At 72.0% G+C, this 22,111-nt stretch carries 24 protein-coding genes; 11 read left to right on the forward strand and 13 right to left on the reverse strand.

The window, feature by feature from the left end:
* Window positions 1-87: 87 nt before the first annotated feature.
* Together ACPPVT_RS15770 and ACPPVT_RS15775 are read right to left on the reverse strand one after the other, a co-directional pair.
* A complete protein-coding gene (locus ACPPVT_RS15770) occupies window positions 88-729 on the reverse strand; it encodes an alpha/beta family hydrolase (protein WP_426561860.1) in 642 nt (213 codons plus the stop codon).
* Window positions 729-1,526, reverse strand: a complete 798-nt coding sequence (locus ACPPVT_RS15775) for an SOS response-associated peptidase (protein ID WP_426561862.1) — start codon at window positions 1,524-1,526, stop codon at window positions 729-731. The genes ACPPVT_RS15770 and ACPPVT_RS15775 overlap by 1 nt, the downstream gene beginning before the upstream one ends.
* 151 nt (window positions 1,527-1,677) lie before the next feature.
* Between ACPPVT_RS15775 and ACPPVT_RS15780 the strand changes: the two genes are divergently transcribed.
* The 3 genes from ACPPVT_RS15780 (at window position 1,678) to rsgA (ending at window position 4,678) form a co-directional block, all read left to right on the forward strand.
* On the forward strand, window positions 1,678-2,226 hold the full coding sequence (locus ACPPVT_RS15780; RefSeq protein ID WP_426561864.1) for a DoxX family protein: 549 nt from the start codon (window positions 1,678-1,680) through the stop codon (window positions 2,224-2,226).
* A gap of 87 nt (window positions 2,227-2,313) precedes the next feature.
* Window positions 2,314-3,609, forward strand: a complete 1,296-nt coding sequence (gene aroA / locus ACPPVT_RS15785; RefSeq protein WP_426561866.1) for a 3-phosphoshikimate 1-carboxyvinyltransferase — start codon at window positions 2,314-2,316, stop codon at window positions 3,607-3,609.
* A 7-nt stretch (window positions 3,610-3,616) separates the two neighbouring features.
* Window positions 3,617-4,678 carry a ribosome small subunit-dependent GTPase A gene (gene rsgA / locus ACPPVT_RS15790; protein WP_426561868.1) on the forward strand — a complete coding sequence of 354 codons (1,062 nt, stop codon included), beginning with the start codon at window positions 3,617-3,619 and terminating at the stop codon, window positions 4,676-4,678.
* A gap of 6 nt (window positions 4,679-4,684) precedes the next feature.
* Here the strand turns inward: rsgA and ACPPVT_RS15795 are convergent, their stop codons facing one another.
* Entirely contained in the window at window positions 4,685-5,143 is a 459-nt protein-coding gene (locus ACPPVT_RS15795; protein WP_426561870.1) for a DUF2231 domain-containing protein, read from the reverse strand.
* An 84-nt stretch (window positions 5,144-5,227) separates the two neighbouring features.
* The gene (locus ACPPVT_RS15800; protein ID WP_426561872.1) at window positions 5,228-5,566 is read right to left on the reverse strand and encodes a DUF2087 domain-containing protein; all 339 of its coding nucleotides are present in this window, start codon (window positions 5,564-5,566) and stop codon (window positions 5,228-5,230) included.
* Window positions 5,567-5,619: 53 nt separating this feature from the next.
* Between ACPPVT_RS15800 and hisN the strand changes: the two genes are divergently transcribed.
* Entirely contained in the window at window positions 5,620-6,429 is an 810-nt protein-coding gene (gene hisN / locus ACPPVT_RS15805) for a histidinol-phosphatase (RefSeq protein WP_426561874.1), read from the forward strand.
* Here the strand turns inward: hisN and ACPPVT_RS15810 are convergent.
* Window positions 6,396-7,649 (reverse strand): MFS transporter, encoded by a 1,254-nt coding sequence (locus ACPPVT_RS15810; protein WP_426561876.1) that lies wholly within the window; start codon window positions 7,647-7,649, stop codon window positions 6,396-6,398. The two genes, hisN and ACPPVT_RS15810, sit on opposite strands and share 34 nt — an antisense overlap.
* Window positions 7,646-8,170 carry an ArsR/SmtB family transcription factor gene (locus ACPPVT_RS15815; protein WP_426561878.1) on the reverse strand — a complete coding sequence of 175 codons (525 nt, stop codon included), beginning with the start codon at window positions 8,168-8,170 and terminating at the stop codon, window positions 7,646-7,648. The genes ACPPVT_RS15810 and ACPPVT_RS15815 overlap by 4 nt, the downstream gene beginning before the upstream one ends.
* A gap of 87 nt (window positions 8,171-8,257) precedes the next feature.
* Between ACPPVT_RS15815 and ACPPVT_RS15820 the strand changes: the two genes are divergently transcribed.
* The 4 genes from ACPPVT_RS15820 to ACPPVT_RS15835 all read left to right on the forward strand — a co-directional run bounded on the left by ACPPVT_RS15820 (window position 8,258) and on the right by ACPPVT_RS15835 (window position 12,417).
* A complete protein-coding gene (locus tag ACPPVT_RS15820; protein WP_426561880.1) occupies window positions 8,258-8,464 on the forward strand; it encodes an RNA-binding S4 domain-containing protein in 207 nt (68 codons plus the stop codon).
* 68 nt (window positions 8,465-8,532) lie between these two features.
* Window positions 8,533-10,176, forward strand: a complete 1,644-nt coding sequence (locus ACPPVT_RS15825; protein ID WP_426561881.1) for a diguanylate cyclase — start codon at window positions 8,533-8,535, stop codon at window positions 10,174-10,176.
* A 190-nt stretch (window positions 10,177-10,366) separates the two neighbouring features.
* Window positions 10,367-10,939, forward strand: a complete 573-nt coding sequence (locus tag ACPPVT_RS15830; protein WP_426561883.1) for a PadR family transcriptional regulator — start codon at window positions 10,367-10,369, stop codon at window positions 10,937-10,939.
* Window positions 10,918-12,417, forward strand: coding sequence for a DHA2 family efflux MFS transporter permease subunit (locus ACPPVT_RS15835; protein ID WP_426561885.1), 1,500 nt, complete (start codon window positions 10,918-10,920; stop codon window positions 12,415-12,417). Before ACPPVT_RS15830 ends, ACPPVT_RS15835 begins: the two co-directional genes overlap by 22 nt.
* A 78-nt stretch (window positions 12,418-12,495) precedes the next feature.
* Here the strand turns inward: ACPPVT_RS15835 and thpR are convergent, their stop codons facing one another.
* Window positions 12,496-13,062, reverse strand: a complete 567-nt coding sequence (gene thpR / locus ACPPVT_RS15840) for an RNA 2',3'-cyclic phosphodiesterase (RefSeq protein WP_426561887.1) — start codon at window positions 13,060-13,062, stop codon at window positions 12,496-12,498.
* A 168-nt stretch (window positions 13,063-13,230) separates the two neighbouring features.
* Between thpR and ACPPVT_RS15845 the strand changes: the two genes are divergently transcribed.
* Entirely contained in the window at window positions 13,231-13,863 is a 633-nt protein-coding gene (locus ACPPVT_RS15845; RefSeq protein ID WP_426561889.1) for a TetR family transcriptional regulator, read from the forward strand.
* Between the two features lie 362 nt (window positions 13,864-14,225).
* On the opposite strand, the gene ACPPVT_RS15850 is transcribed toward ACPPVT_RS15845, so the two are convergent.
* Genes ACPPVT_RS15850 through ACPPVT_RS15865 form a run of 4 tightly spaced genes read right to left on the reverse strand, consistent with a single transcriptional unit; the run spans window position 14,226 to window position 18,891 of the window.
* The gene (locus tag ACPPVT_RS15850) at window positions 14,226-14,975 is read right to left on the reverse strand and encodes a DUF899 domain-containing protein (protein WP_426561891.1); all 750 of its coding nucleotides are present in this window, start codon (window positions 14,973-14,975) and stop codon (window positions 14,226-14,228) included.
* Between the two features lie 54 nt (window positions 14,976-15,029).
* Window positions 15,030-15,584, reverse strand: coding sequence for a GNAT family N-acetyltransferase (locus ACPPVT_RS15855; RefSeq protein WP_426561892.1), 555 nt, complete (start codon window positions 15,582-15,584; stop codon window positions 15,030-15,032).
* 29 nt (window positions 15,585-15,613) lie between these two features.
* Window positions 15,614-15,916 carry a hypothetical protein gene (locus ACPPVT_RS15860; protein WP_426561894.1) on the reverse strand — a complete coding sequence of 101 codons (303 nt, stop codon included), beginning with the start codon at window positions 15,914-15,916 and terminating at the stop codon, window positions 15,614-15,616.
* Window positions 15,913-18,891, reverse strand: coding sequence for a helix-turn-helix transcriptional regulator (locus ACPPVT_RS15865; RefSeq protein WP_426561896.1), 2,979 nt, complete (start codon window positions 18,889-18,891; stop codon window positions 15,913-15,915). Before ACPPVT_RS15865 ends, ACPPVT_RS15860 begins: the two co-directional genes overlap by 4 nt.
* A 181-nt stretch (window positions 18,892-19,072) precedes the next feature.
* Between ACPPVT_RS15865 and ACPPVT_RS15870 the strand changes: the two genes are divergently transcribed.
* Both ACPPVT_RS15870 and ACPPVT_RS15875 read left to right on the forward strand, forming a co-directional pair.
* Window positions 19,073-19,867 (forward strand): peptidoglycan-binding protein, encoded by a 795-nt coding sequence (locus ACPPVT_RS15870; RefSeq protein WP_426561898.1) that lies wholly within the window; start codon window positions 19,073-19,075, stop codon window positions 19,865-19,867.
* A gap of 40 nt (window positions 19,868-19,907) precedes the next feature.
* Complete coding sequence (locus ACPPVT_RS15875) at window positions 19,908-20,528, forward strand: hypothetical protein (protein ID WP_426561900.1); 621 nt, start codon at window positions 19,908-19,910, stop codon at window positions 20,526-20,528.
* Window positions 20,529-20,538: 10 nt separating this feature from the next.
* Here the strand turns inward: ACPPVT_RS15875 and ACPPVT_RS15880 are convergent, their stop codons facing one another.
* Together ACPPVT_RS15880 and ACPPVT_RS15885 are read right to left on the reverse strand one after the other, a co-directional pair.
* Entirely contained in the window at window positions 20,539-21,636 is a 1,098-nt protein-coding gene (locus ACPPVT_RS15880; protein ID WP_426561902.1) for a hypothetical protein, read from the reverse strand.
* Window positions 21,637-21,657: 21 nt separating this feature from the next.
* Window positions 21,658-22,059, reverse strand: a complete 402-nt coding sequence (locus tag ACPPVT_RS15885) for a hypothetical protein (RefSeq protein ID WP_426561904.1) — start codon at window positions 22,057-22,059, stop codon at window positions 21,658-21,660.
* Window positions 22,060-22,111 lie beyond the last annotated feature (52 nt).

Here is a 22,111-nt window from a genome sequence, read left to right on the forward strand (position 1 = left end):
CCCAGTCCAGAGGCGCACCGGCTCGATCAGCTGTGCGCTCGTCCAGGAGGGTGAACGTCGTCTGGGCGGTGGTCATTCCGGCTGCGCTCACCGCGCCAGCTCGACGAGCAGCTCGCGGACGGCGGAAACGACCGCGGGCAGGTCGGCCGACAGGCCGTGGTCGCCGTCCACCGCCACCACCCGCCCGGAAGGCGGGAGCACGAGCCCGACGTCCTGCGGGCCACCGAACGGGTCCCTGCGGCCCTGCACGACGAGCAGCGGCAGGCCCTGGACCAGGGCCAGCTCGTCCGCCCGGCTGCGTTCCGGCCTGCCCGGCGGGTGCAGGGGAAAGGCCAGCGCCAGCACACCGGCGGCGCCGAGCGCGGTCGCCGTCCGGCAGGCCACCCGGGCGCCGGCGCTGCGACCGCCCAGCACCAGCGGGCCGGGCAGCGAGCCACGGCCGGAGCGCAGTGCCTGGACCACCGGCAGCCACGCCTCGTCCAGCCGCGGCGGCGGTGCCGCGACCCTCTTGCCGGCCACCCGCCAGGGCTGCTCGACCAGCACGACGGCCCAGCCGCAGTCGAGCCCCGCGCGGGCGGCCGCGGTGAGGTCCTTGGCGCCGATCCCGCCACCCGCGCCGTGACCGAGGACCATCGTGCCGACGGCGTTCACCGGACGCCGAACGTGTGCGCGAGCCGGCCCGGTCGGCGTCTCGACCTCCAGCACGCGGGCCGCAGGCGAGGCGGCCATCAGCTGCCCCCGAGGATCTCGCCGGTCATCGGGTCGACGACGCCGACCAGCTCTTCAGCTCTGGCCGGCTCCAGCAGCGTCGGGCCCTCGTTGCGCACGTCACCGACTCGCCGGGACACCGGGTAGGCGACGAACCGACCGGGCGGCAGGGGCTCGAGCAGCCCGCGCACCTCGTCGGGGTCGGTCAGCGCCGGGTCGAGCCAGGCGCCCCAGCGCTCGCGGGGCACGACGAACGGCATCCGGTCGTGCAACCGATCCAGCCCCGGCTCGGCCGGACCCGTGATGATGGTGAACGTGGTCAGCCAGGCGTCGTCGGCGTCGTCCGGCTTGGCCGGGTCGCGCCAGAACTCGTAGAGACCACCGAAGGCCAGTCGGCCACCGTCCGCGAGATGGGTGAAGAACGGCTGCTTGCGCGGCTTGCCCTTGGCGTCGTGCGCGGTCGGGCTGACCTGCCACTCGTACCAGCCGTCCGCCGGCACCAGGCAGCGTCGGGCCGCCGCCGCGCGCTTGAAGCCCGGCTTGTCGAAGAGCGACTCGACCCGAGCGTTGATCATCCGGCTGCCGACCTTCGGGTCCTTCGCCCACGACGGAACCAGCCCCCAGGTCAGCATCCTGAGCTGGCGCACCGGCGCGGCTTCGCGGTCGGCGCGCGGCGCACGCTCCAGAACGACCGGGACCTGGTGGGTCGGGGCCACGTTGTAGTCGGGCTGGACGGCCCCACCGGTCTCGTCGGACTCGATCTCGAGCTCTTCGACGAGGTCGTCGGGGTTGGCGCTCGCCGCGTACCTGCCACACATGGCGCCAGCCTGCCATCGAGCGCCGACAGCCGCATGGAGGGTCTGAAGAAGCCGGGCAGAAGCCGGGCAGAAGTCTGGCCGATGCCGGGCCGGGTCGCGTCGATCGCCGCAGGTCGGCAGGATGGGGACGGTCAGCCACTGGGGAGGTTCCATGTCCGTCGTCCGCCGGGTCGCCCGCCCGCTGCTCGCCCTGACGTTCATCGACGGTGGCTGGGACGCCTTCCGGCACCCCTCCGCCAAGGCCGAGCGAGCCGCACCACTGATCGACAAGCTCGCCCCCGCACTCGGTGTGCCCAACGACCCGGAGATGCTCGTGCGGGCCAACGGCCTGACCATGATGGGCGCCGGAGTGCTGTTCGCCCTGGGCCGGGCGCCGCGCACGTCCGCGACCGTGATGGCCGTCTCGCTGATCCCGACCACGCTGGCCGGCCATCCCTTCTGGGAGGCCGACGACCCCGCGCAGCGTCGCCAGCAGCGGCTGCACTTCCTGAAGAACCTCGGCCTGCTCGGCGGTCTGCTCATCGCGAGCGTGGACACCGCGGGCAAGCCCGGTATGAGCTGGCGTGCGCAACGAGCCGCCAAGGACGCCTCGCGCACCGCGAGGCAGGCCAAGCGGGACGCCCGGCACGTCGCGCAGACCGCCCGCCGCGAGGCCAAGCTGGCCCGAGCCCAGCTGGTGGACGCGCTGCCCATCGGCTGACCGCCGGCACGACGGGTCGAGCGGGTCGGACGGCCCGCGTCGAACCGGGTTAGACGGGGTCGACACCCAACCGCGAGACTGTGCGCCATGAGCGCCGACCCCACCAACACGCCCGTGCGCGACTGGACGGCGCCCACCGCCACCTCCCCGGTCCAGGCCGAGGTGGTCGTCCCCGGCAGCAAGTCGCTGACCAACCGGTTGCTGGTAGTGGGAGCCCTCGCCGACGGACCGAGCCGGCTGCGCCGGCCGCTGCGCTCGCGCGACACCCAGCTGATGGCCGACAGCCTGCGCGCCCTCGGTGCCGACGTCCGCGACGACGGCGAGGACTGGCTGGTCGACCCTGGCCCGTTGACCGGCGACGTGCAGGTGGACGTCGGCCTGGCCGGCACCGTGATGCGCTTCCTGCCTGCCGTCGCCGCCCTGGCCGACGGACCCGTCGCGCTGGACGGCGACCCGCGGGCTCGCGAGCGGCCGATGGCCCCGGTCCTGGAGGCGCTGCGCACCCTGGGCGTGCAGGTGGAGGACGACGGACGCGGCGTGCTGCCGTTCACGGTGCACGGCGCCGGGTCGGCGCCCGGCGGTGAGGTGACGCTGGACGCCTCGGCGTCCAGCCAGTTCGTGTCCGGGCTGCTGCTGGCCGCGGCCCGCTTCGATCGGGGCGTCGTGGTGCACCACGACGGCAAACCGGTGCCGAGCCAGCCGCACATCGCGATGACCGTCGAGGTCCTGCGCGACCGCGGCGTGCTGGTCGACGACAGCGAGCCCAACACCTGGCGCGTGCAACCCGGCACCATCAGCGGGTTCGACATCGAGATCGAGCCCGACCTGTCGACCGCCGCGCCGTTCCTGGCCGCGGCGCTGGTCACCGGAGGGCGGGTGCATGTAGCCGGCTGGCCGGACCAGACCACCCAGGCCGGCGACGGCCTGCGCGACATCCTGGACGCGATGGGCGCGGACGTGACCCTGGACCGCAGCGGGCTGACCGTCGTCGGCGGCGGCGCGGTAGAGGGCATCGACGTCGACCTGCACGACGTCGGCGAGCTGACCCCGGTGGTGGCGGCCGTGGCCGCACTGGCCCAGTCGCCGTCCTGGCTGCGTGGGGTCGGCCACCTGCGCGGGCACGAGTCCGACCGGCTCGCCGCACTGGCCACCGAGATCAACGGGCTGGGCGGCGCGGTCACCGAGACCGACGACGGACTGCGGATCCGGCCGGCAGCGCTGCACGGTGGCCGCTGGGCGACCTACCACGACCACCGGATGGCGATGGCCGGCGCGGTGATCGGGCTCTGCGTGCCCGACGTCGTGGTCGAGGACGTCGAGACCACGGCCAAGACGCTGCCGCGCTTCACCGAGCGCTGGGCGCAGCTGCTGGCCGGCGCATGAGGCGACCATGAGCCGGCGCAAGGCCAGCGACTACGACGAGTCCGACGCCCGGGTTCGCCCGTCGCGCAAGGGAACCAGGCCGCGCACCAAGGACCGTCCGGCGCACGAGGACGCCGAGTTCGCGCTGGTCGTCGGCGTGGACCGTGGGCGGTACACGGTGCTGGCCGGCACCGGCGACTACGAGCGCACCGTGCTGGCCATGAAGGCGCGCGAGCTGGGCCGCAAGGGAATCGTGGTGGGCGACGAGGTCGCGCTGGTCGGCGACACCACCGGCGAACCCGACTCGCTGGCCCGGATCGTGCGGGTGGAGCACCGGCGCACCGTGCTGCGCCGGACCGCCGACGACACCGACCCCTACGAGCGCATCGTGGTGGCCAACGCCGACCAGCTGGTCGTGGTGACCGCGCTGGCCGAGCCCGAGCCGCGCCCGCGGATGGTGGATCGCTGCCTGGTCGCCGCGTACGACGCCGGGCTCGCACCGCTGCTGCTGCTGACCAAGGCGGACCTCGCCGACCCCGGCCCGTTCGTGGGCAGCTATGCGCCGCTGGACGTCCCGTACGTGGTCACCCACCGCGAGGCGGACGGCACGATCGTCGGGCTGGACGACGTCCTGGAACGCCTGCGCGGCAAGCGTTCGGTGCTGATCGGGCACTCCGGAGTCGGCAAGTCCACGTTGGTGAACGCGCTGGTCCCCGGGACCTTTCGGTCGGTCGGCGTGGTCAACGTGGTCACCGGCCGCGGAAGGCACACCTCGACGTCCGCGGTGGCGCTGCGGCTGCCCGAGCGGGCCGGCTGGGTCATCGACACCCCGGGCGTGCGGTCGTTCGGGCTGGCGCACATCGACCTGGCGCGGATCATCAACGCCTTCCCGGACCTCGAGCCCGGCACCGAGGACTGCCCGCGCGGCTGCACCCACGACGAGCCCGAGTGCGCCCTGGACGCCTGGGTCGAGAACGGGAACGCCGGCCCAGCAGGGCGCTCGCGGCTGGACTCGCTGCGCCGGGTGCTGCGCGCGCGCACCGGAACGGCCCCGGCCGACTCCCCCGAGCAGGACGAGGAGCCCGGCTGACCCGGGCTACTTCGGGTTCGTGTTGGCGATGATGTCCTTCCAGACCGCGTTCGAGCCCGCCTCGCCGGTCCGGATGACCCAGCCGATCGCCGCCAGCGAGGCGACCACCGCGATCACCGCCGCGGCCGTCGGCAGGGGCGCAGAGCTGTTGCGCGCCAAGGCGACCAGCACGGAGGCGGCCAGCATCGCGAGGGCGAACCAGAGCATCTGGTCGCCGAGCTTGAGGTGGTGCTCGATGGCCGGTGAGCTGCCGATCCGTCCGAGCAGCTGGTTGCCGCTGAGCTGTGCGACCTTGACCAGTACCACCACGACGACGTTGCCGACCACGACGAGCCAGGCGACCTTGGCTCGCCAGCGCGGCAACCACGCGACCAGCGCGGTCAGCACCGCCATCAACGGTGTCAGCACCACCACCGCGTGCACGACGAGGACGTGCACCGGCAGACCACGAAAGGTGTCGAACACATCGTCCTCCTGATCGGGGTGACCGGATTGCTGCCGATGATGATGCCCCACCAGCCCCGACCAAGGTCGGCAGCCCGCGCGGGTTCAACCTCGGGGCGGGTCCTTGCGGGCCGGGTCGTCGGGTGCGTCGAGCAGCACGGTCCCGCCGCTTCGCCAGTACACCGACGCGCTGCGCGTCATGAACCCCTCGTCGACCAGGTAGCGGCGCAGTGCGGCCACATCGGGGTGGAAGGCGCGCAGCAGCGCGTTGACCTCTGACTCGGGGTAGCGCGTGCCCACGTCGAAGACCTGTGAGATTCGGTCCAGCACCACCAACCGCTTTGACCGCCTGGCCGGGATGGAGCTCAGGGAGCCGTCCGGGCGCACGAACGCCCGCAGCACCGCCTCGGCGCGGGCTGCGTCGTCCGGCGCGGAGTCCGCCACGTCCAGCACGTTACGTCAGCCGTTCCGGGTGGGCCAGGCGGTAGGTTGCCACCGTGCCGACCTACGACGACGACCTCCGGCTCGCGCACGTCGTGGCCGACCAGGTCGACGCGCTCACGATGGATCGCTTCCGGGCCACCGACCTGCGGGTCGAGTCGAAGCCGGACCTCACGCCGGTCTCGGACGCCGACCTGCGCGCCGAGGAGCTGGTCCGCTCCCAGCTCAAACGGACCAGGCCGCGCGACGCCGTCGTGGGCGAGGAGCTGGAGACCACCGGCCACGGGCCACGGCGCTGGGTGATCGACCCGATCGACGGCACCAAGAACTTCGTCCGCGGAGTGCCGGTGTGGGCCACCTTGATCGCGCTGGTCGACGAGGACCGCCCGGTGCTGGGCCTGGTCTCTGCGCCTGCGCTGCAACGACGCTGGTGGGCGGCGCTGGGCTCGGGCGCCTGGAGCGGGCGCAGCCTGTCCCAGGCGAGCCGCCTCGCGGTGTCGTCGGTGGGCTCCGTGGCGGACGCCTCGTTGTCGTACTCCAGCCTCGGCGGGTGGCGGGAGGCCGGTCGCAAGCGTGCGTTCTTGAACCTGTGCGAGCGCTGCTGGCGCACCCGGGCGTTCGGGGACTTCTGGTCGTACATGCTGGTGGCCGAGGGCGCGGTGGACATCGCCTGCGAACCCGAGCTGGCCCTGCACGACATGGCCGCGCTGGTGCCGATCGTCACCGAGGCCGGCGGCCGGTTCACCTCCCTGACGGGACAGGACGGCCCGTGGGGCGGCGATGCGGTGGCCACCAACGGGCTGCTGCACGACGAGGTGCTCGCGGCGCTCGGTCAGCCCACCGGCTCGAGCAGCTCCGACGGCTGATCGATCCTGGTCAGCGTGCGGACGCTGCGGCTGCACAGCGCGAACAGCGATGACGCGACCACCAGGACGGCGCACCAGGTCAGCGTCGTGCTGACCCCGTAGGCGTGCGCGATCGGGCCGACCAGGATCTCGCCGAGCGGGATGGCCACGAACGAGCCGACGGCGTCGTAGGAGTACACCCTGGCGAGCTTCTCCGCCGGCACCTGCTCCTGCATGGAGACGTCCCAGGCGACGCCGAACAGCTCGAACGTCAGCCCGGTCAGGAAGAGCGCGGCGGCCAGTGCCGCCAGCACTGGCAGGTAGGCCAGCGCGAGCAGCGGCAGCGCGGCCAGCGGCGACAGCGCGACAGCCAGCCGGAGGGCGTGCCGGGGCTGCCAACGCAGCGAGACCAGCCCACCGACCAGCATCCCCGCCGTCGAGGCGGCCAGTGCGATCCCCCAGCTGCGCCGTCCGATCGAGTCGTCGGCGACCGCCGGCCCGAGCACCGCGATGCCGCCCGTGTAGGCAGCGTTCAGGCCCATTGCGGCGACCACGACCACCCAGACCCAGGTGCGGCTGACGAACTCGCCCCAGCCCTCGCGCAGCTGGGTCAGCGTGCTGGTCGCGGCGCCCGGCGAGGACGGCAGGTCGGGCACCCGGATCCGCGAGAAGCACAGGCCGGCCACGGCGAAGCTCGCCGCGTCCACCGCGATCCCCCACCCCGGTCCGACGCCGGCCACCAGCACGCCACCGATCGCCGTGCCACCGATCAGCGCCGTGTTGGTGGCGAGCCGCAGCAGCGCGTTGGCCTGGCGGATCAGGGACCCGGGAACGGTCTGCGGGGTCAGCGCGGCCGAAGCCGGGAAGGACATGCCGGCGACCGCGCCGTTGAGCACACCGAGCACCATCAGCATCGGAATGGTCGCGGTGTGCGTGAGCACCACCACGGCGACGACGGCCTGGGTGAGCGCCGCAGCGTACGAGGACCCGCGCAGCACCAGGGCGCGTGGCAGCCGGTCGGCCAGCACACCGCCGAACAGGAGCAGCAGCACGTTGGCGATCGATCGGGCGCCGACGACGAGCCCGAGGTCGCTGACCGAGCCGGTCAGGTCGAGCACCGCGAACGCGAGTGCCACGGGCGCCACCGCGTTGCCGAGGTAGCTGGCGAACCGGCCAGTGAGCAGCCAGCGGAACCCGCTGTGCCGCAAGGGCTCTGCGGCAGCGTTCCTGGTGGTGGTCATCTCGGCTCCGGCTCGGGGTGCATGACGAACATGGACATCGTGGTGCTGGTGCGGATCGTGCCGGGGGCGCGGGGCGCCTGGGCGGCGTCGTGCAGGTCGGTCATCGCCTGCACCACTCGGTTGCAGACGTCCTCCCAGACCTGCGGGTCGACCCAGAGCTCAGCGTCGGTCAACGGACCGGGCACGCCCTCTCTGCGCCGCAGCGTGCGCCGACGAAGCTCCTCACCCAGAGCGGCCGCCAGTGTCAGGCGGTCGTTCGTGCCGGCCGGCGTGAGCCGGTTGCCGACCTGCGGGTCGTGCCGGTAGCGCTTTGCCATGCCGCCGCGCACGGAAACCGCCTCGGCGACGTCGAGCAGGCCGGCGTCGAGCAGCTGGCGTAGGTGGTAGCTGGCGTTGGCCTGGGTGCCACCGATCTCTCGCGCGACCTCGGCAGCGCTCATCGCGGTGCCGGTCAGCAGCGACAGGATCTGCAGCCGCAGCGGGTGCGCGAAGGCCCGTAGCGGGATCTCGGCGTCGCTCATGGCAGGAGTCTGGGGCGCCGTTGCAGAACTGTCAAACACTTCTTTGGGGGTATGCCCGCGCGCCACGGTTGCTGGCATGATCAAGGGATGGAAGACGTGGCCGTCGGTGAGGGTGGAATCCGGCTCGGGCAGCTCCTGAAGCTGGCCGGGCTCGCGGAGAGCGGCGCCGACGCCAAGGGACTGCTCGCCGCCGGGCTGGTCACCGTGAACGACGAGGTGGACACCCGGCGCGGCAGACAGCTCGAGCCGGGGGACGTCGTCCGGTGCGCAGGAAGGGCCGTCCGGGTCGTCTAACACGACGGATTCGCGCGGATACTCGCATTCGGCTCATCCGCGGGGCCAGTGCAGCCGATGATGCAGGTGTGAACCTGCCTGCGACCGCTGCGCGCGTCATGGCACTTGCTCAGGACGGCCAGGTCGACGCAGCGGACGAGCTCGCGGAGTCCGCACTCGCCTCGTGCGCAGGCGCCTCGCCCGCCGACCAGGCCGCGCTGAGCTATGCCGTCGCGGTCGTCGAGTACGTCCGGCAGGCGCCGCAGCAGCAGGTCGTCGCCGCAGAGCGTGCCCTCGAGCTTGCCGTGCAGGCATCCTCGGACGGATGGGCCGCCAATGCCCGCTCGTTGCGCGCCATCGCGCTGCTGCGGCAGGGCCACGTCGAGCAGGCGCTGTTGGACCTCGCGCGGGCCGAGGTGGAGCTCGCCGCCTGCGACGACCCGGGACTGCGCTGCTGGGCGCACACCGGCCTGGGCGTCTGCTACCTGAAGCTGCGGCTGTACGAGCTGGCGCAGCCGCACCTGGAGGCGGCTGCCCGGCTGGACGCGAGCCCGATCCCGCTGCCTTCGGCTCATGCCATCGACATGCTGAACCTCGCCGAGCTGCACCTGCGCTGGGCCGACGAGCTCGAACGTGTCGTCCAGCACGAGCCGGCCGAGCACGATCTCGACTACGGCGACGACGAGGCCGTCGCGCGGCACCGCGCGATCGGCCACGCGCACGCGATCGACGCGGTCGCCGAGGCCCGAGGCGTGCAGGCGTCGACCCTGCTCACCGCGTCGCTGGCGATGGAGCTGTGCTCGCGCCCGCTGCCCGACGCGCCGTCCTGGCTCCCGCAGATGCGCGCCGCGTTCGCCGACCCCGACCACCTGGACCACCAAGGCACCCGGGCTCAGGTGGGCGGGTGGCTGGCCCGCGCGCTGTGGACCGTCGGCGAGCGCGACGAGGCGCTGACCACCGCACGCGAGGCCGTTGAGCACGCCCGGGCCACCGGGGACTGGCAGGTCTGCGCCACGATCGGCTGGCTGCTCGTCGAGCTGGAGGCTGAGGCCGGCGTGCCCGGCGCGGCGGCCGGACGCTCGTACGGCCAGCTGCTCTCACGTGTGCTCTGGCAGCAGCGCCTGAGCACGCTCCAGGGGGCCAAGGCCGCGCTGGACGTCGAGCGGCTGCGCCGGGACACCGAGATCGCCCAGCGCGAGGCCAGCGAGGACCCGCTGACCGGGATCGGCAACCGCCGGGCCCTGAACGAGGCATTGCGCGCCGCCGCCGAGCGGGTCGGGGACGTCGCACCGGACGTCGGCCACCACCCCTGGCACAGCCTGCTGGTGATCGACCTGAACGCCTTCAAGGCGGTCAACGACGTGCACGGCCACGTGGTCGGCGACGAGGTGCTGCGCGCCGTCGCCGGCACGTTGCGCAGCGTGGCGCGGACCGAGGACGTCGTGGTGCGACTGGGTGGGGACGAGTTCGTGGTGCTCGCGCACGACGCCGACGAGAAGGTCGGGCGGGCGCTGGCCCAGCGGGTCACCGACGCCGTCGCCGCGCTGCGCGTGCCGTCACCGGCCGGGCCGATCACGCTGCGGGCCAGCGTCGGGGTGAGCACGACCGGGCCCGATCTCGACGTCGAGGGTCTGCTCGACGAGGCCGACCGGGCGATGTACCGGGTGAAGGCCGCAGTGGCCGCCGGGGTCGACGCGGAGCCGACGTCCGACGAGACCGTCCGCGGGGCCTGACGCCGGTCACGACTCGCCGCACCCACCACCGCACGCTCGGGCGCACCTGCGGGCCTGGCGCGAACGTGGACTGTCGGTGCCTTCTGACAGCGTGGCTTGACGTCGTCTTCGCGGCAGACCTAATATTCCGCGTGGAATAATCGGCGCGGTTCAATCCCGCCGGAGCAACCGAGGTGAGAGGAGCGCAACCATGGCCGCTGGCCTCACCCCGCTCGCCGTCTCGGTGCTCGCCCTGCTCGTCGAGCGACCGATGCACCCCTACGAGATGTTCCAGCTGCTGATGGAGCGCCACGAGGACGAGCTGGTGAAGGTGCGGCCCGGCTCGCTCTACCACACGGTCGAGCGGATGGCCGCGCTCGGCCACGTCCGGGCCTGCGGCACCGCACGCTCCGGAAACCGCCCCGAGCGGACGACGTACGAGATCACCTCGACCGGGCGGGCCGCGTTGCGCTGGCGGCTGCTCGAGATGCTGAACGCCCCGGTCAACGAGTACCCGCAGTTCCCCGTCGCGCTCGGCGAGGCGCACAACCTCGGCAGCGACCAGGTCATCAACCAGCTGCGCGAGCGCGCGTCCATGCTCGACTCGGACGTCGTCCGCGCCCGAGAGCTGATGGCCCAGGCCCGCGACCGCGGGGTCGCCGAGGCCTACTGGATGGCCGCCGACTACCTGGCCGCGGTGAAGTCCGCCGAACGCGACTGGATCCTCAACCTGATCGATCGACTGGAGCACAAGGAGCTGGAATGGCCGAGCGACAGCAAATAGTGAACCCGTGGCCGGCGCTGTGGGCGCTGGTCCTCGGGTTCTTCATGATCCTGGTCGACTCGACCATCGTCTCCGTCGCGACGCCGGCCATCCTGCGCGACCTGGACGCTGACGTGAACCAGGTCGTCTGGGTGACAAGCGCGTACCTGCTCGCCTACGCGGTGCCGCTGCTGATCACCGGGCGGCTCGGCGACCGGTTCGGGCCGAAGAACCTGTACCTGGTCGGCCTCGCCGTGTTCACGACCGCTTCGCTGTGGTGCGGCCTGACCGGCACGATCGAGCAGCTGATCGTCGCCCGGGTCTTCCAGGGTCTCGGCGCCGCGATGATGACGCCGCAGACGATGGCCGTGATCACCCGGACCTTCCCGGCCACCCAGCGCGGCCGCGCGATGAGCCTGTGGGGTGCCGTCGCCGGCGTCGCCACGCTGGTGGGCCCGATCCTCGGTGGCGTCCTGGTGGACGGCCTCGGCTGGCAGTGGATCTTCTTCATCAACGTTCCCGTCGGAGTGGTCGGCTTCGTGCTCGCCGTGCGGCTGGTGCCGAAGCTGGAGACGCACACCCACTCGTTCGACCTGCTCGGGGTGCTGCTGAGCGCGGTCGGGATGTTCCTGCTGGTGTTCGGCATCCAGGAGGGCGAGAAGTACGACTGGGGCACCATCAAGGGACCGATCACCGTGGTGTCGCTGATCGTGTCCGGGATCGTCGTGCTGGCAGTCTTCCTGGTGTGGCAGCACTACAACCGCAAGGAGCCGCTGCTGCCGCTGGGCCTGTTCAAGGACCGCAACTTCTCGCTGGCCAACGTGGGCATCAGCTCCGTCGGTTTCACCATCACCGCGATGGCGTTCCCGCTGATGCTCTGGGCCCAGGTGGTCCGTGGCCTGAGCCCGACTCGCTCGGCGCTGCTGCTGGTCCCGATGGCGGTCATCACCAGCGCGCTGGCGCCCGTCGTCGGCAAGATGACCGACCGGGTGCACCCGCGCTACATCGCCGGCGTCGGTCTGACCTGCCTGCCGATCTCCCTGGTCTGGCTGGCGGCTGTGCTCAGCCCGGACGACCCGATCTGGCACATGCTGCTGCCGATCGCACTGCTCGGTGTGGCCAACGGCTTCATGTGGGCGCCGCTGGGCACCACGGCGACGCGCAACCTGCCGATGCACCAGGCTGGTGCCGGCGCAGGCGTCTACAACACGACCAGGCAGGTCGGCGCGGTGCTCGGCAGCGCCGCGATCGCCGCACTCATGCAGTCCCGGCTGGCTGCCGAGCTGAGCGGTGCGGGCGGTGCCGCCAGCGGTGCCTCGTTCGGCCAGTCGCTGCCGGAGCTGGCTCGACAGGGCTTCAACGACGCGATGGCCCAGTCACTGCTGCTGCCGGCGGCCGTCGCCGTCATCGGGCTGGTCGCCGTGCTGATGTTCGAGCGTCCGGCGCACATGGTGCAGGGCGCCGCCGCGGTCACCGAGCCCGCGATCGCGGCCGGCTGAGCCTGCCTGCTGGATCCCGATCCGGCGCGATCTCGGCCGCTACGCGTCATCCGCGACGCGTAGCTGCCGGGATCGTTGCTAGGGCACGCTCAGCGGGAAGGCCTCGACCAGCTCGTGCACCGGTCGACCGCCCGGCCCCTGTCCGAGCCGCGACCGGACGAGCCGGATCTCCTCGGCCCACCACAGCGGCCCGCGGTACGACTCGAGCACTCGCACCCAACGCGTCAGGTCGTGCGGGTGCCGGCTACGGGCCAGGGTCAGGTGCGGGCGGAACCGGCCGCCGTCCGCGCCCGCCCCGGCCCGGTTCGCGGCGGCGCGTGCCCCGGTCGCCAGCCGATCCAGCTCGGTCTCGTCGTCGAGGTCCAGCCCGGCGTACAGAACGCGGGCGCGGGCGACGTCCGGGAACGCCCCTCCCCCGCTGACCGACAGCCCGAAAGCGCTGCGGCGCAACGCTGCGCGGGCCAGCCGGTCCTGCAAGTCGTCCAGGCTGCGCTCCGGGACGTCGGGCAGGAACGCCAGCGTCACGTGCCACTGGTCGGCGCTGCTCCAGCGGAGCTCAGGGTCGGCGTCCCGACGGGGTTCGACGAAGTCCGCCAGCTCCTGCAACGCCCCTGGGCTTGGCGTGAGCGCCACGAACATCCTCATCGGGTCAAGCATGGCACGTTGGTCAGGCCCTTCCCCCGTCGTTCGGCTGGCCGGTCTGCGACTGTGGCTGCACAGCCGGTGGAACGCCGTTGGCCGATGGCGTGGCAGAGTGTCGCACCGAGCGGTCCGGCAGCTGGATCGTGGACTAGGGGGAGGGCGAGGCAGCTGATGTCGGACGTGGACCTGTCGGCCGTGCGCAGACAACCGGGGCAGCAGCGCAGTCGAGAGCGCGTCGAGCACATCCTGAACGTCGCGGCCGAGATGATCGCCCGCGACGGGATCTCGGCGACGTCCATGAGCGGGCTGGCCAAGGCGGCCAAGGTCTCGCTGCCCTCGATCTACCGGTACTTCCCGAACAAGCAGGCGATCCTGCACACGCTGCTGGAACGCACCGCGATGCGAGTGCGCACGATGATGCTCGAGTCCGTGGGCAACGTCACCAGCACCGAACAGGCCCTGTCCGCGATGACGAGCGCCATGCGTGCCTACTGGGCCCTGTACCGCGACGATCCGAACTTCGCCGGGATCTGGACGGCGGCAGCGTCCGTGCCGGAGCTCGTGCAGCAGGACATCGAGGACACCCGGCGAACCGGAGGGATGCTGGCCGAGGCGTTCCGGGACGCGGTCCCTGCAAGCATGGTTGGGCACCTGGAGGTCCTGGGGTTCATGTGCGCACACCTGGCATCGGCCAGCGTGCGGTTGGCCGCCCAGCTCGGGCCGGCGGACGCCGAGGTGGTCATCGAGGCGATGACGGACCGGATCCTGCCGGCCGCGCTAGGACTGCCGCCGAGCGAGAGCTAGATGGAGCCACCCGAGGCCGCCGACCCGAGCGCCCTGGTCGTCCCCCCGACCAGATCTGTGCCGCGGCCCTGGACGGGTGGTCGCCTGCGACCGTTGCGACTCTCGGACCTCGATGACCTCCTTGCGCTGCAGGAGGAGGGCGCGGTGCAGGGGCTCGAGCACATCTTTCCCCAGCAGGAGCATCCGTTTCCTCGCGAAGCCGTCCGCCGTCGCTGGGAGGGGGAGATCGACTCCGGCGCTTCTACGAACGGCGAGGGTGGACCGACACCGGTCAGCGGTCGGCCTCGCAGTACCCGCCGTACCCGGTTCTCGTTCGCTACCGGCTGGAGCGAGGTCAGGCGCCCGGGTGACCCCCACCCGGCTCAGTCCTCGAAGTTCGGCACCGCGCCGCGCGTCGCGTCGGCGCGACCCTTCGGCTCCTCCCAGTCCTCCTGGCGGCCCAGCGCCGTCATGTCAAGGAACGCGTACCCGCCGCCGAGCTGCTCCGTGCCCCGCCCGAAGGTCGAGTACGTGTGGAACACCTCGTCGCCGTCCCGCAGGAAGCAGCTGTACCCCGGCTGCTCGGACGACTCCCCCGCCTTGCCCAGTCCGTCCGGCCAGCCGTGCTCGCGCCACTCGGCGTCCGAGCGGTAGTTGTACTCCAGTGGCGCCTTGCTGGCATCCAGCGTCACGTGGAAGTCGTAGTTGAAGTCGCTGCCGTACGAGGAGAACCACGGCACCGTCCAGCCCTTGCGGTCCCGGTAGTCCACGATCTTGGCCAGGGGTGCCCGCGCGACCAGCACGAACGTGGTGTCCCGGGACCGGACGTGGTCCAGCAGACCGTCGGACAGCTCGTCGATCGCAGCGGTGCAGCTCGGGCACGCGTCGTCCCAGGCCGGGTCGAACATCACGTGCTGCATGATCAGCTGCCGCCGGCCGTCGAACAGGCCGGCCAGGTCGGTCTCGCCGTCCGGACCGTCGAACCGGTAGTCCTTCTCGACGCGCACCATCGGCAGCCGCCGCCGATCGGCGTTGAGCGCGTCCAGGCTGCGCCGGTACTCCTTCTCGCGAACCAGCAGCTCCACGCGTGCCTTGCGCCACTGCTCGGGCGAGACGATGTCGGGCAGGGTCATCAGTGCCTCCTGAGATCGGTCGTCACCAGGGCAGACCGGACGGCGCCGCAAAACTCATCTCTGCACGGAGGTCGAGCTCCCGGCGAACTGCCGCATGGTCAGCCCGAACCAGCGGTCGGTCGGCCCCTCGTCGGCCATGCCGAGCCGGCGCGCGACAGCCTGCGACGGCTCGTTGTCCAGGTCGGTGAGGGCCAGCACCCGCGGGTAGCCGGCGGTGGCCGCCCGGTCGAGCAGTGCCCGCGCGGCCCGGGTGGCCAGGCCCTTGCCCTGGTGGTCGGGGTGCAGGTGCCAGCCGACCTCGACCTCATCGGTGCGACCGGTCTCGTCGTCCAGCGGCATCAGCATCGCCGTCCCGACCGGGACGCCGTCCACGGCCCCGGCCGAGAGCGGCACGATCGCCCACAACCCTTGCGGTGCACTCAGATCCAGGCCACGTTGAACCCAGCGGGCCAGCCGTTCAGCAGCCTCGTCGAGGTCGACCACGGCGCGGCGGGGCTGCGGACCGAGCCAGCGCATCACGTCCCAGCGCGAGTACACGTCGAAGAACCCGTCCAGATCGTCCGGGCGCCAGCTGCGCAGCAGCAGGTCCGGGGTCCGTGAGAGCTCCACGCCGGTGACCCTACTGACCGCGCACGGTGTCAGCCGAACACGTAACCGGTGGCCGCGTGGGCGTGGGTCACCGGCGGTGCGGTGATCGCGACGCTGCCGACCCGGTCACCACGGATGGTCAGCCAACCGACGCTGTTGGCCTGGAAACCGTCCGGCCGCACCGCCGCGACCTCCAGCGGGTGCAGGATCAGCTCCCCTTCCAGCGCCTTCCTGATCTCTTCCCGCAGGTCGTCCGGGGCCGTATCGCCCAGGTACACGAAGACCTGTCCGTCCAAGAAGATCAGGACGGGCCCGTAGGCCGTCCCGCCGTCGCCGTTGCTCGGATCGCTCACAACATGACCTCCTCGTCGAGCCCGAGGCGGTAGACCATGGCCGTCGCCTCCGAGCGGTTGTGCACCTGGAGCTTGGCCAGGATGTTGGACACGTGCACGCTCGCCGTCTTCTCGGTGATGTGCAACGCGCTGCCGATCTGCCGGTTGGTCTCGCCGCGCGCGATCCGACCGAGCACCTGCCGCTCGCGGACGGTGAGGTCGGCGAGCACCCCGCGGGCGGTAGACCCGTCCACGCCGTCCGGCTGCTCCTGGTCCGGGACCTGGAGCAGGTCGTCCACCGCCACCCGGCTGACGGACGCCAGCCGGAGCACCCAGGAGGCGAGCAGTCCCGGGCCGAGCGGCGCGAGCACCTGTGCGGCCGCGCGCAGCGGTCCGGTGACCGCCGCCGGTCCGCGCTGCGCCAGCGACTGCTCGGCCTGGCGCAGCCACGCGTAGCCGGCGAGCTGCGGTTGGCCGGCCGCCACGCAGTGAGTTGCCAGGTCGGCCCACCCCTGCGCGGACGCCGTCCCCCGGGCCCGGGCGAGCTCCTGCCGGCACACCACCAGCAACGTCTGGCACGGCGGCAGCCACGGGGCCAGCTCGGCCAACGTCTCGGCCTGTCGATCCAGCTCGTCCCCGTACCCGACGAGGACGTCGGCCGAGGGCGAGCCGGCCGGGCGAAGGGCCGGCGGCAGGGTGGCCAGGTCAGCGAGCGCCCGCAGCCCGAGCGCGCACATCCGCAACCCGGTCGTCGGGTCGTCCTGGGTGGACTCCTGGCGCCGCACGACGTCCAGCAGGGCTACCTGCGGCCGCCCCTGCTCCAGGGCGAGCGCCCCGGAGGCGATCACCAGCTGGTTCGCGGTCACGACGTCCCCGGGATCCACCGGCCCGACGTCCGCCAGTCGCTGCTCGGCCTCGTCCAGCGCGCCGTGCTCGACGAGCACCTCGGCCAGCACCGCCTGGAGGAACGAGCGTGAGGTGGCGGACGTCGGCCCGCTGGCCTGGGCGAGCAGCCCCTCCAGCACCGCCCTCGCCTCGACCCACTTGCCGCAGGCCAGCAACGACGTCGCCTGGTTGGCCGACAGCAGAGCGCCGGCGGTCAACGAGAGGCCGTTGCGTTCGGCGACAGCCAGGCCGGACGTCGCGGCCTGCACCGCCTCGACCCACCGGCCGGCGTTCTCCAGCACGTAGGTGAGATTCACCCAGGCCCGGACGGTCGCCTCGACGTCGCCGGACCGGTCCGAGAGCTCCAGCGCCTGCCGCACGGTGGCGACGGCGCGCTCAGGTCCGTCCAGGACGACCCGGTTGACCCCCTCCACGGCCAGTGCGTACGCGGTCGTGGCCAGGTCGTCGGCCGAGGCGGACAGCTCCAGGGCCCGCTGGCACTCCCCGTGCGACTCGACGTACTGCCCGCGCACCATCAGGATCGCGCCCAACGTGGCGAAGCACCGAGCAGCCAGGCTCTGTCCGGTTCGCCCGCGCAGCCGCGGAGCCAGCAGGCAGGCCTCGTGCGCGGCGACCAGGGCGTCGGCGCCCCACCCGCAGTCGTTCAGGTGCAGCGCGAGCCGCTCCAGCACCTGGGCGCGCCGGGCGTCGTCCGTCGGGTCGAGCTCGATCAGAGTCTGGTGGAGCGTCTGCACCCCGTCGCTCGCCTCGGGTCCCCACCGCAACGCGGCCGCGAGCTGCAGACGGGCCGCCGGCCGGTCCAGACCGTCCACCTGCGCACCCGGGTCGGTCGGCCACAGCTCGAGGGCCGAGCGCCACAGCCGGGCCGCGTCGGTCGGTGCACGGCGAACGGCGGCGGCTCGTGCAGCCCGCACCAGCGGACCGACTGCCAGGTCCGGCCGGCCGGCCGCCTGCCAGTGCTCGGCCAGTACGGCGGACGCCCGCTCGGGCCCACCCACCAGGCCGGGGTCGGCGGCCACCTGTTCGGCCACCTTCGTGTGCCAGGTGGTCCGCTCACCGGGTAACAGCTCGCCGTAGACCGCCTCCTGGACCAGCGCGTGCCGGACGACGAACTCGTTGTTGCCCCGCCGGCGCAGCATGCCGTCCCGCAGTGCGGTGCGCAGCGCGACGTTGAGCTCGTCGTCCTCCAGGTCGAGCAGCCTGGTCAGCAGCTCGTGGCTCACCGGGTCCACCAGGACGCAGGCCAGCTCGACGACCTTGCGGGCATCCGGCGGCAGCATCTCGTGCCGGACCAGCAGGACGTCGCGCAGCGCCGCCGGCAACGGCTGCCCCGGTCCACTTGCCCGCGCCAGCTCCTCGGCGAAGAACGGGTTTCCCATCGCCCGGCGCACCAGCGCGGTGACGGCGTCCTCGCCCAGCTCGGCGTCGACGTCCTTGATGATCCGGCGGACGGCAGCGTCCGGCAACGCTTCCAGGTCGAGTCGGGAGCAGCGCGGCAGGGAGCCCAGCAGTGCCAGCGCGGTGCGCAGCCAGGCTGGCTGCGACGGCTCGTCGAGCCGCAGCGTCCCGACCACCAGCAGGCGCTCGACGGACAGGTTGCCGGCCAGGAACGTCAGCAGGTCCATGGTGGCCTGGTCGGCCCAGTGCAGGTCCTCCAGGACCAGCACGACCGGCCCGGCCTGGGTGAGCTCGCCCAGCAGCGCGAGAGTCAGCTCGAGGACCTGCGCGCCCCGCCAGCGGTCAGCCGGCCCCGGGTCCGGCGCGGCGGCCGCCAGGACCGGCGACAGTGCGGTGACGGCGGCCGGATGCCAGTCGTCCAGCAGCGGCCCCGCCGCCACCGGGCGCAGCGCCTGCACCACCGGCGCGTAGGGCAGCGTGGTGGCGGCCAAGCGCTGGCAGGCCCCACGCAGCACGGTCACGTCGTCCAGACCGGCGGACCACTCGTCGACGAGCCGGCTCTTGCCTGCTCCGGCATCGCCCCGGATCAGCAGCAGGCGCGGCTCTGCCCGCACGACGTCCGCCAGGGCAACCCCCAGCAGTCCCCGCTCAGCTTCTCGCCCGATGAAGGCGGTCCGGAGCGCCGCTCCCACGACAACCCAGTATGCCCGTGCCGACGATCTTGGGCGGGACCATTCGCCCGAACCGGGACACCTAAGGGTTCTGCACGGCCCGACTAAGGCTTCCTGCCGATCCGGGCGACCGCGCGCCGGGCACATCCTCGAAGTTGCCGGCTCATCGCCGGCAAGGGGAATCACCACCAGAGGGGGCACGATGTCTTCCGCACACCAGCTGATCGCGATCGCTCGCGCCGAGCTCGGCGCCCACGAGCTACCGCCCGGCTCCAACGTCACGAAGTACGGCAAGGCCTACGGCCTGACGCCCGCGTTCTGGTGCGCCCAGTTCGCCTGCGCCTGGGTCTGGAAGCGGGCCGGACTCCCGATCCCGAAGGACGCCGACTCACCCGAGCACGGGTGGGCGAGCGTCCAGCACTTCCTGAACTCCGGCCATCGGCACGGCTGGGTGCTGCCCGGTGGCAAGACCGGGCACGCCAAGCCGGGCGACTACGTCTGCTTCGAGTGGGACAAGGACAGCTGGGCCGACCACGTCGGCATCGTCGTCGCCGTCTCACCGGCCGGCCGGCTGACCACCATCGAGGGCAACTCGGCGGGACCGCACGGGTACGACGCGGTCGCGTACCACCACCGCTCGCGCGGGACGGTCGCTGCCTTCGTGCGACCGCCCTACAGCCACAACGGTTCTGCGCCCACCGACGGAGCACCGAAGCACATGGCGCACCCGGCCAGCGGCAAGCGGCACCCGAGCACGCACCCGACGCTGCCGCACGGCGTCGTGCTCATCCCCGGTTCGCCACACCACGACCTGGTCGCCGTCTACCAGCACCGCATGCTCAAGCGCGGTTGGACGCCGATCCGACGGGTGGACGGCGTCTTCGACCGCCGCACCGAGGCCGTCACCCGGCAGTTCCAGAAGCGCCTGCACCTGGAGGTCGACGGCGTCGTCGGCCCCGAGACCTGGAAGGCCGCCTTCGGACCGGTCAAGCACTGAGCACCAACAACCAACCAGAAACCACGAGCAGGGGAAGATCATGAGCGCACAGCAGCACGAGACCGACTGGGGCCAAGGCCCCACCGCCACCGTCGCGACCGCCAGGACGTTGGTGCCGGCGCAGGAGCCGGACGACGACTTCAGCGACCTCGACGACCTGGACTCCTTCGAGCCCGGGTTCCCGGACGCTGACCCTCGCCCGACCGCCGCGGACGACGTCGTGGACGACAGCGCGGACGACGTCGTGGACGACAGCGCGGACGACGGCGCGGACGACGGCGCGGACGAGGCCACGGACGAGGCCACGGACGAGGCCACGGACGACGGCGCGGACGAGGCCACGGGCGACGGCCCGGCAGCCGAGGCCGAGGTGCGGCCCGTCACGTCACCGGGCGACGCCCCTGCCGCGCCGTCCGAACCGAAGAGGGGGATCCGCACCAGTGAGTTCTGGCAGACCTTCTTCACTCAGCTGCTGGCTTTCGGGGTGTCCGTCGCGGCGTTGTTCGGTGGTCACATCAACTCGGATGCCCTCCAGGCGTTCGTCCCAGCGGCTGCGTTGCTCGCCTCGGCGGGAGCGACCGCGCACTACAGCTCCTCGCGGAGCAAGGTGAAGGCCGCGCACGCCTCGACGCTGGCCCCACCGACCGCCGGTGGCGCCTGAGGGCGTCGACCTACCGGTCCGTGCTGGCGACGGCCACCGCTCCACGGCGCATGTCCAGCACGGGCCGGTACCGGTCGTACCAGGTCACGATCACGCTGAGCAGCAACGCGAAGAACAGCGCGTGCTCGATCTTGAACCGGTCGGAGATCAGGTGCAGCACCTCGGCGGTCGCCAGGTTCAGCGCGACCAGGCCGACGAACAGGTACACCGACGTCAGCATGGACCGCCGCCGCAGGTTCACCACGATGCTGTATGCCGAGTCGACAGTGACGAAGAAGGCCGCGCCGACCAGCACGTTGAGGTGGGTCGCCGTGGTGTCGGGCAGGATCTCGCTGAAGATGATGACGACCAGCGTGATCAGCACGATCTTCTCGAACAGGCTCCAGCTGAGCAGCTTGGGTCGGATGTCCGGCACCGCCGGCAGCCGGTCAGCCACGATCCGCAGCTTCCAGTCAGCCGCCGGCAGCCTCTTCCAGTTCAGCCACAAGGCGAGGATCCCGCCGACCACGAGCACCGCGATCGTGGGGTACACCCAAGAGTGCTCGTCCGCGAAGTCGGTGAAGTCGAGCTCGGCCACGTGGATCCACCACTCCTGCGGAAGCTTGATGAAGATCCAGATGAACGCGGCGAGGTAGATGACCGCACGAGGGGACATCCGTCTGGGGTCCCAGCGGAGCCGGACCGTCTCGTAGGCGATGAAGAAGTACTCGAAGGTGTTGGGGAACACCAGCAGCAGCCAGCGCCACGAGCTCGGGTCCGCCGCGTCGTGCAGGCTCTCGAAGATCGTGACCCCGACCAGCCGGTAGTACCAGAGGAACTGGGCGGTGGCGACGGCCGTGAGGTTCGTCCAGTTCCGCAGCGTCGAGATGTACGCCATCGACAGGTAGTAGATGTCCAGCGCCTTGTCGTAGCCCTGGTAGCCGCTCTCCACCGAGGCCCATGTCTGCGGGCTCAGGTGGGTCTGGAAGATCGTCTGGTCGGCCGCGTCGATGACCAGGCAGGCGATGATCGCGGGCAGCGGAAAGATCGGCAGCAGCAACGGCACCAGCAGCCGCAGACCTACCACGACCACGACGAGCGTGACGTCGTCCGCGGTCCATGAGCCCATTGCTGCCTCCAGGTCCGCCGGTCAGGCCTGCGGGTCGGTGACGGATCTCGCCCGGTGCCCGAGGGCGGCGAGGACCACGGCCACCGAGGCGACCGCGACGGTGAGGGAGACGAGCTTGGACCCGCGCAGCGGCCCAGTGCTGCTGGACTGCATCAGGCCGCCCTGCGAGCGCCAGGACATCACCGAGGAGCCGGACTGCCCGGACAGCACCGAGCCTTGGCTCTGGAAGGACAAGGCCGCGGTCATCGACTGGAACGACCCCAGGGACAGCATCGACATGGCCGACCCGACCGAGCCGAGCGAGAGCACCGAGCCGACCGACCCGATGGACAGGATCGATCCCACGGAGCCGATGGACAGGATCGAGTTGCTGGAGGCCAGCGACCACAGCGAGCCGCCGCAGCGGTCGCGGGTGGCGGACATGATCACACCGTAGCGACCCGCGGTCGATCGGTCAGGCAGCCGCGACGAGTGC

Origin of the sequence: Angustibacter sp. McL0619 (assembly GCF_049994355.1) — a bacterium.
Lineage (GTDB): Bacteria > Actinomycetota > Actinomycetes > Actinomycetales > Angustibacteraceae > Angustibacter.

What these genes read in the sequence shown, in the direction of transcription:
- aroA (WP_426561866.1), top strand. Translation starts at nt 2,314, where the DNA reads ATGAGCGCCGACCCCACCAACACGCCCGTGCGCGACTGGACGGCGCCC.
- ACPPVT_RS15845 (WP_426561889.1), top strand. Translation starts at nt 13,231, where the DNA reads ATGTCGGACGTGGACCTGTCGGCCGTGCGCAGACAACCGGGGCAGCAG.
- ACPPVT_RS15810 (WP_426561876.1), bottom strand. Translation starts at nt 7,649, where the DNA reads ATGACCACCACCAGGAACGCTGCCGCAGAGCCCTTGCGGCACAGCGGG.
- ACPPVT_RS15775 (WP_426561862.1), bottom strand. Translation starts at nt 1,526, where the DNA reads ATGTGTGGCAGGTACGCGGCGAGCGCCAACCCCGACGACCTCGTCGAA.
- ACPPVT_RS15780 (WP_426561864.1), top strand. Translation starts at nt 1,678, where the DNA reads ATGTCCGTCGTCCGCCGGGTCGCCCGCCCGCTGCTCGCCCTGACGTTC.
- ACPPVT_RS15815 (WP_426561878.1), bottom strand. Translation starts at nt 8,170, where the DNA reads ATGAGCGACGCCGAGATCCCGCTACGGGCCTTCGCGCACCCGCTGCGG.
- ACPPVT_RS15870 (WP_426561898.1), top strand. Translation starts at nt 19,073, where the DNA reads ATGTCTTCCGCACACCAGCTGATCGCGATCGCTCGCGCCGAGCTCGGC.
- ACPPVT_RS15850 (WP_426561891.1), bottom strand. Translation starts at nt 14,975, where the DNA reads ATGACCCTGCCCGACATCGTCTCGCCCGAGCAGTGGCGCAAGGCACGC.
- rsgA (WP_426561868.1), top strand. Translation starts at nt 3,617, where the DNA reads ATGAGCCGGCGCAAGGCCAGCGACTACGACGAGTCCGACGCCCGGGTT.
- ACPPVT_RS15835 (WP_426561885.1), top strand. Translation starts at nt 10,918, where the DNA reads ATGGCCGAGCGACAGCAAATAGTGAACCCGTGGCCGGCGCTGTGGGCG.
- ACPPVT_RS15820 (WP_426561880.1), top strand. Translation starts at nt 8,258, where the DNA reads ATGGAAGACGTGGCCGTCGGTGAGGGTGGAATCCGGCTCGGGCAGCTC.
- ACPPVT_RS15770 (WP_426561860.1), bottom strand. Translation starts at nt 729, where the DNA reads ATGGCCGCCTCGCCTGCGGCCCGCGTGCTGGAGGTCGAGACGCCGACC.
- ACPPVT_RS15830 (WP_426561883.1), top strand. Translation starts at nt 10,367, where the DNA reads ATGGCCGCTGGCCTCACCCCGCTCGCCGTCTCGGTGCTCGCCCTGCTC.
- ACPPVT_RS15885 (WP_426561904.1), bottom strand. Translation starts at nt 22,059, where the DNA reads ATGTCCGCCACCCGCGACCGCTGCGGCGGCTCGCTGTGGTCGCTGGCC.
- ACPPVT_RS15875 (WP_426561900.1), top strand. Translation starts at nt 19,908, where the DNA reads ATGAGCGCACAGCAGCACGAGACCGACTGGGGCCAAGGCCCCACCGCC.
- thpR (WP_426561887.1), bottom strand. Translation starts at nt 13,062, where the DNA reads ATGAGGATGTTCGTGGCGCTCACGCCAAGCCCAGGGGCGTTGCAGGAG.
- ACPPVT_RS15880 (WP_426561902.1), bottom strand. Translation starts at nt 21,636, where the DNA reads ATGGGCTCATGGACCGCGGACGACGTCACGCTCGTCGTGGTCGTGGTA.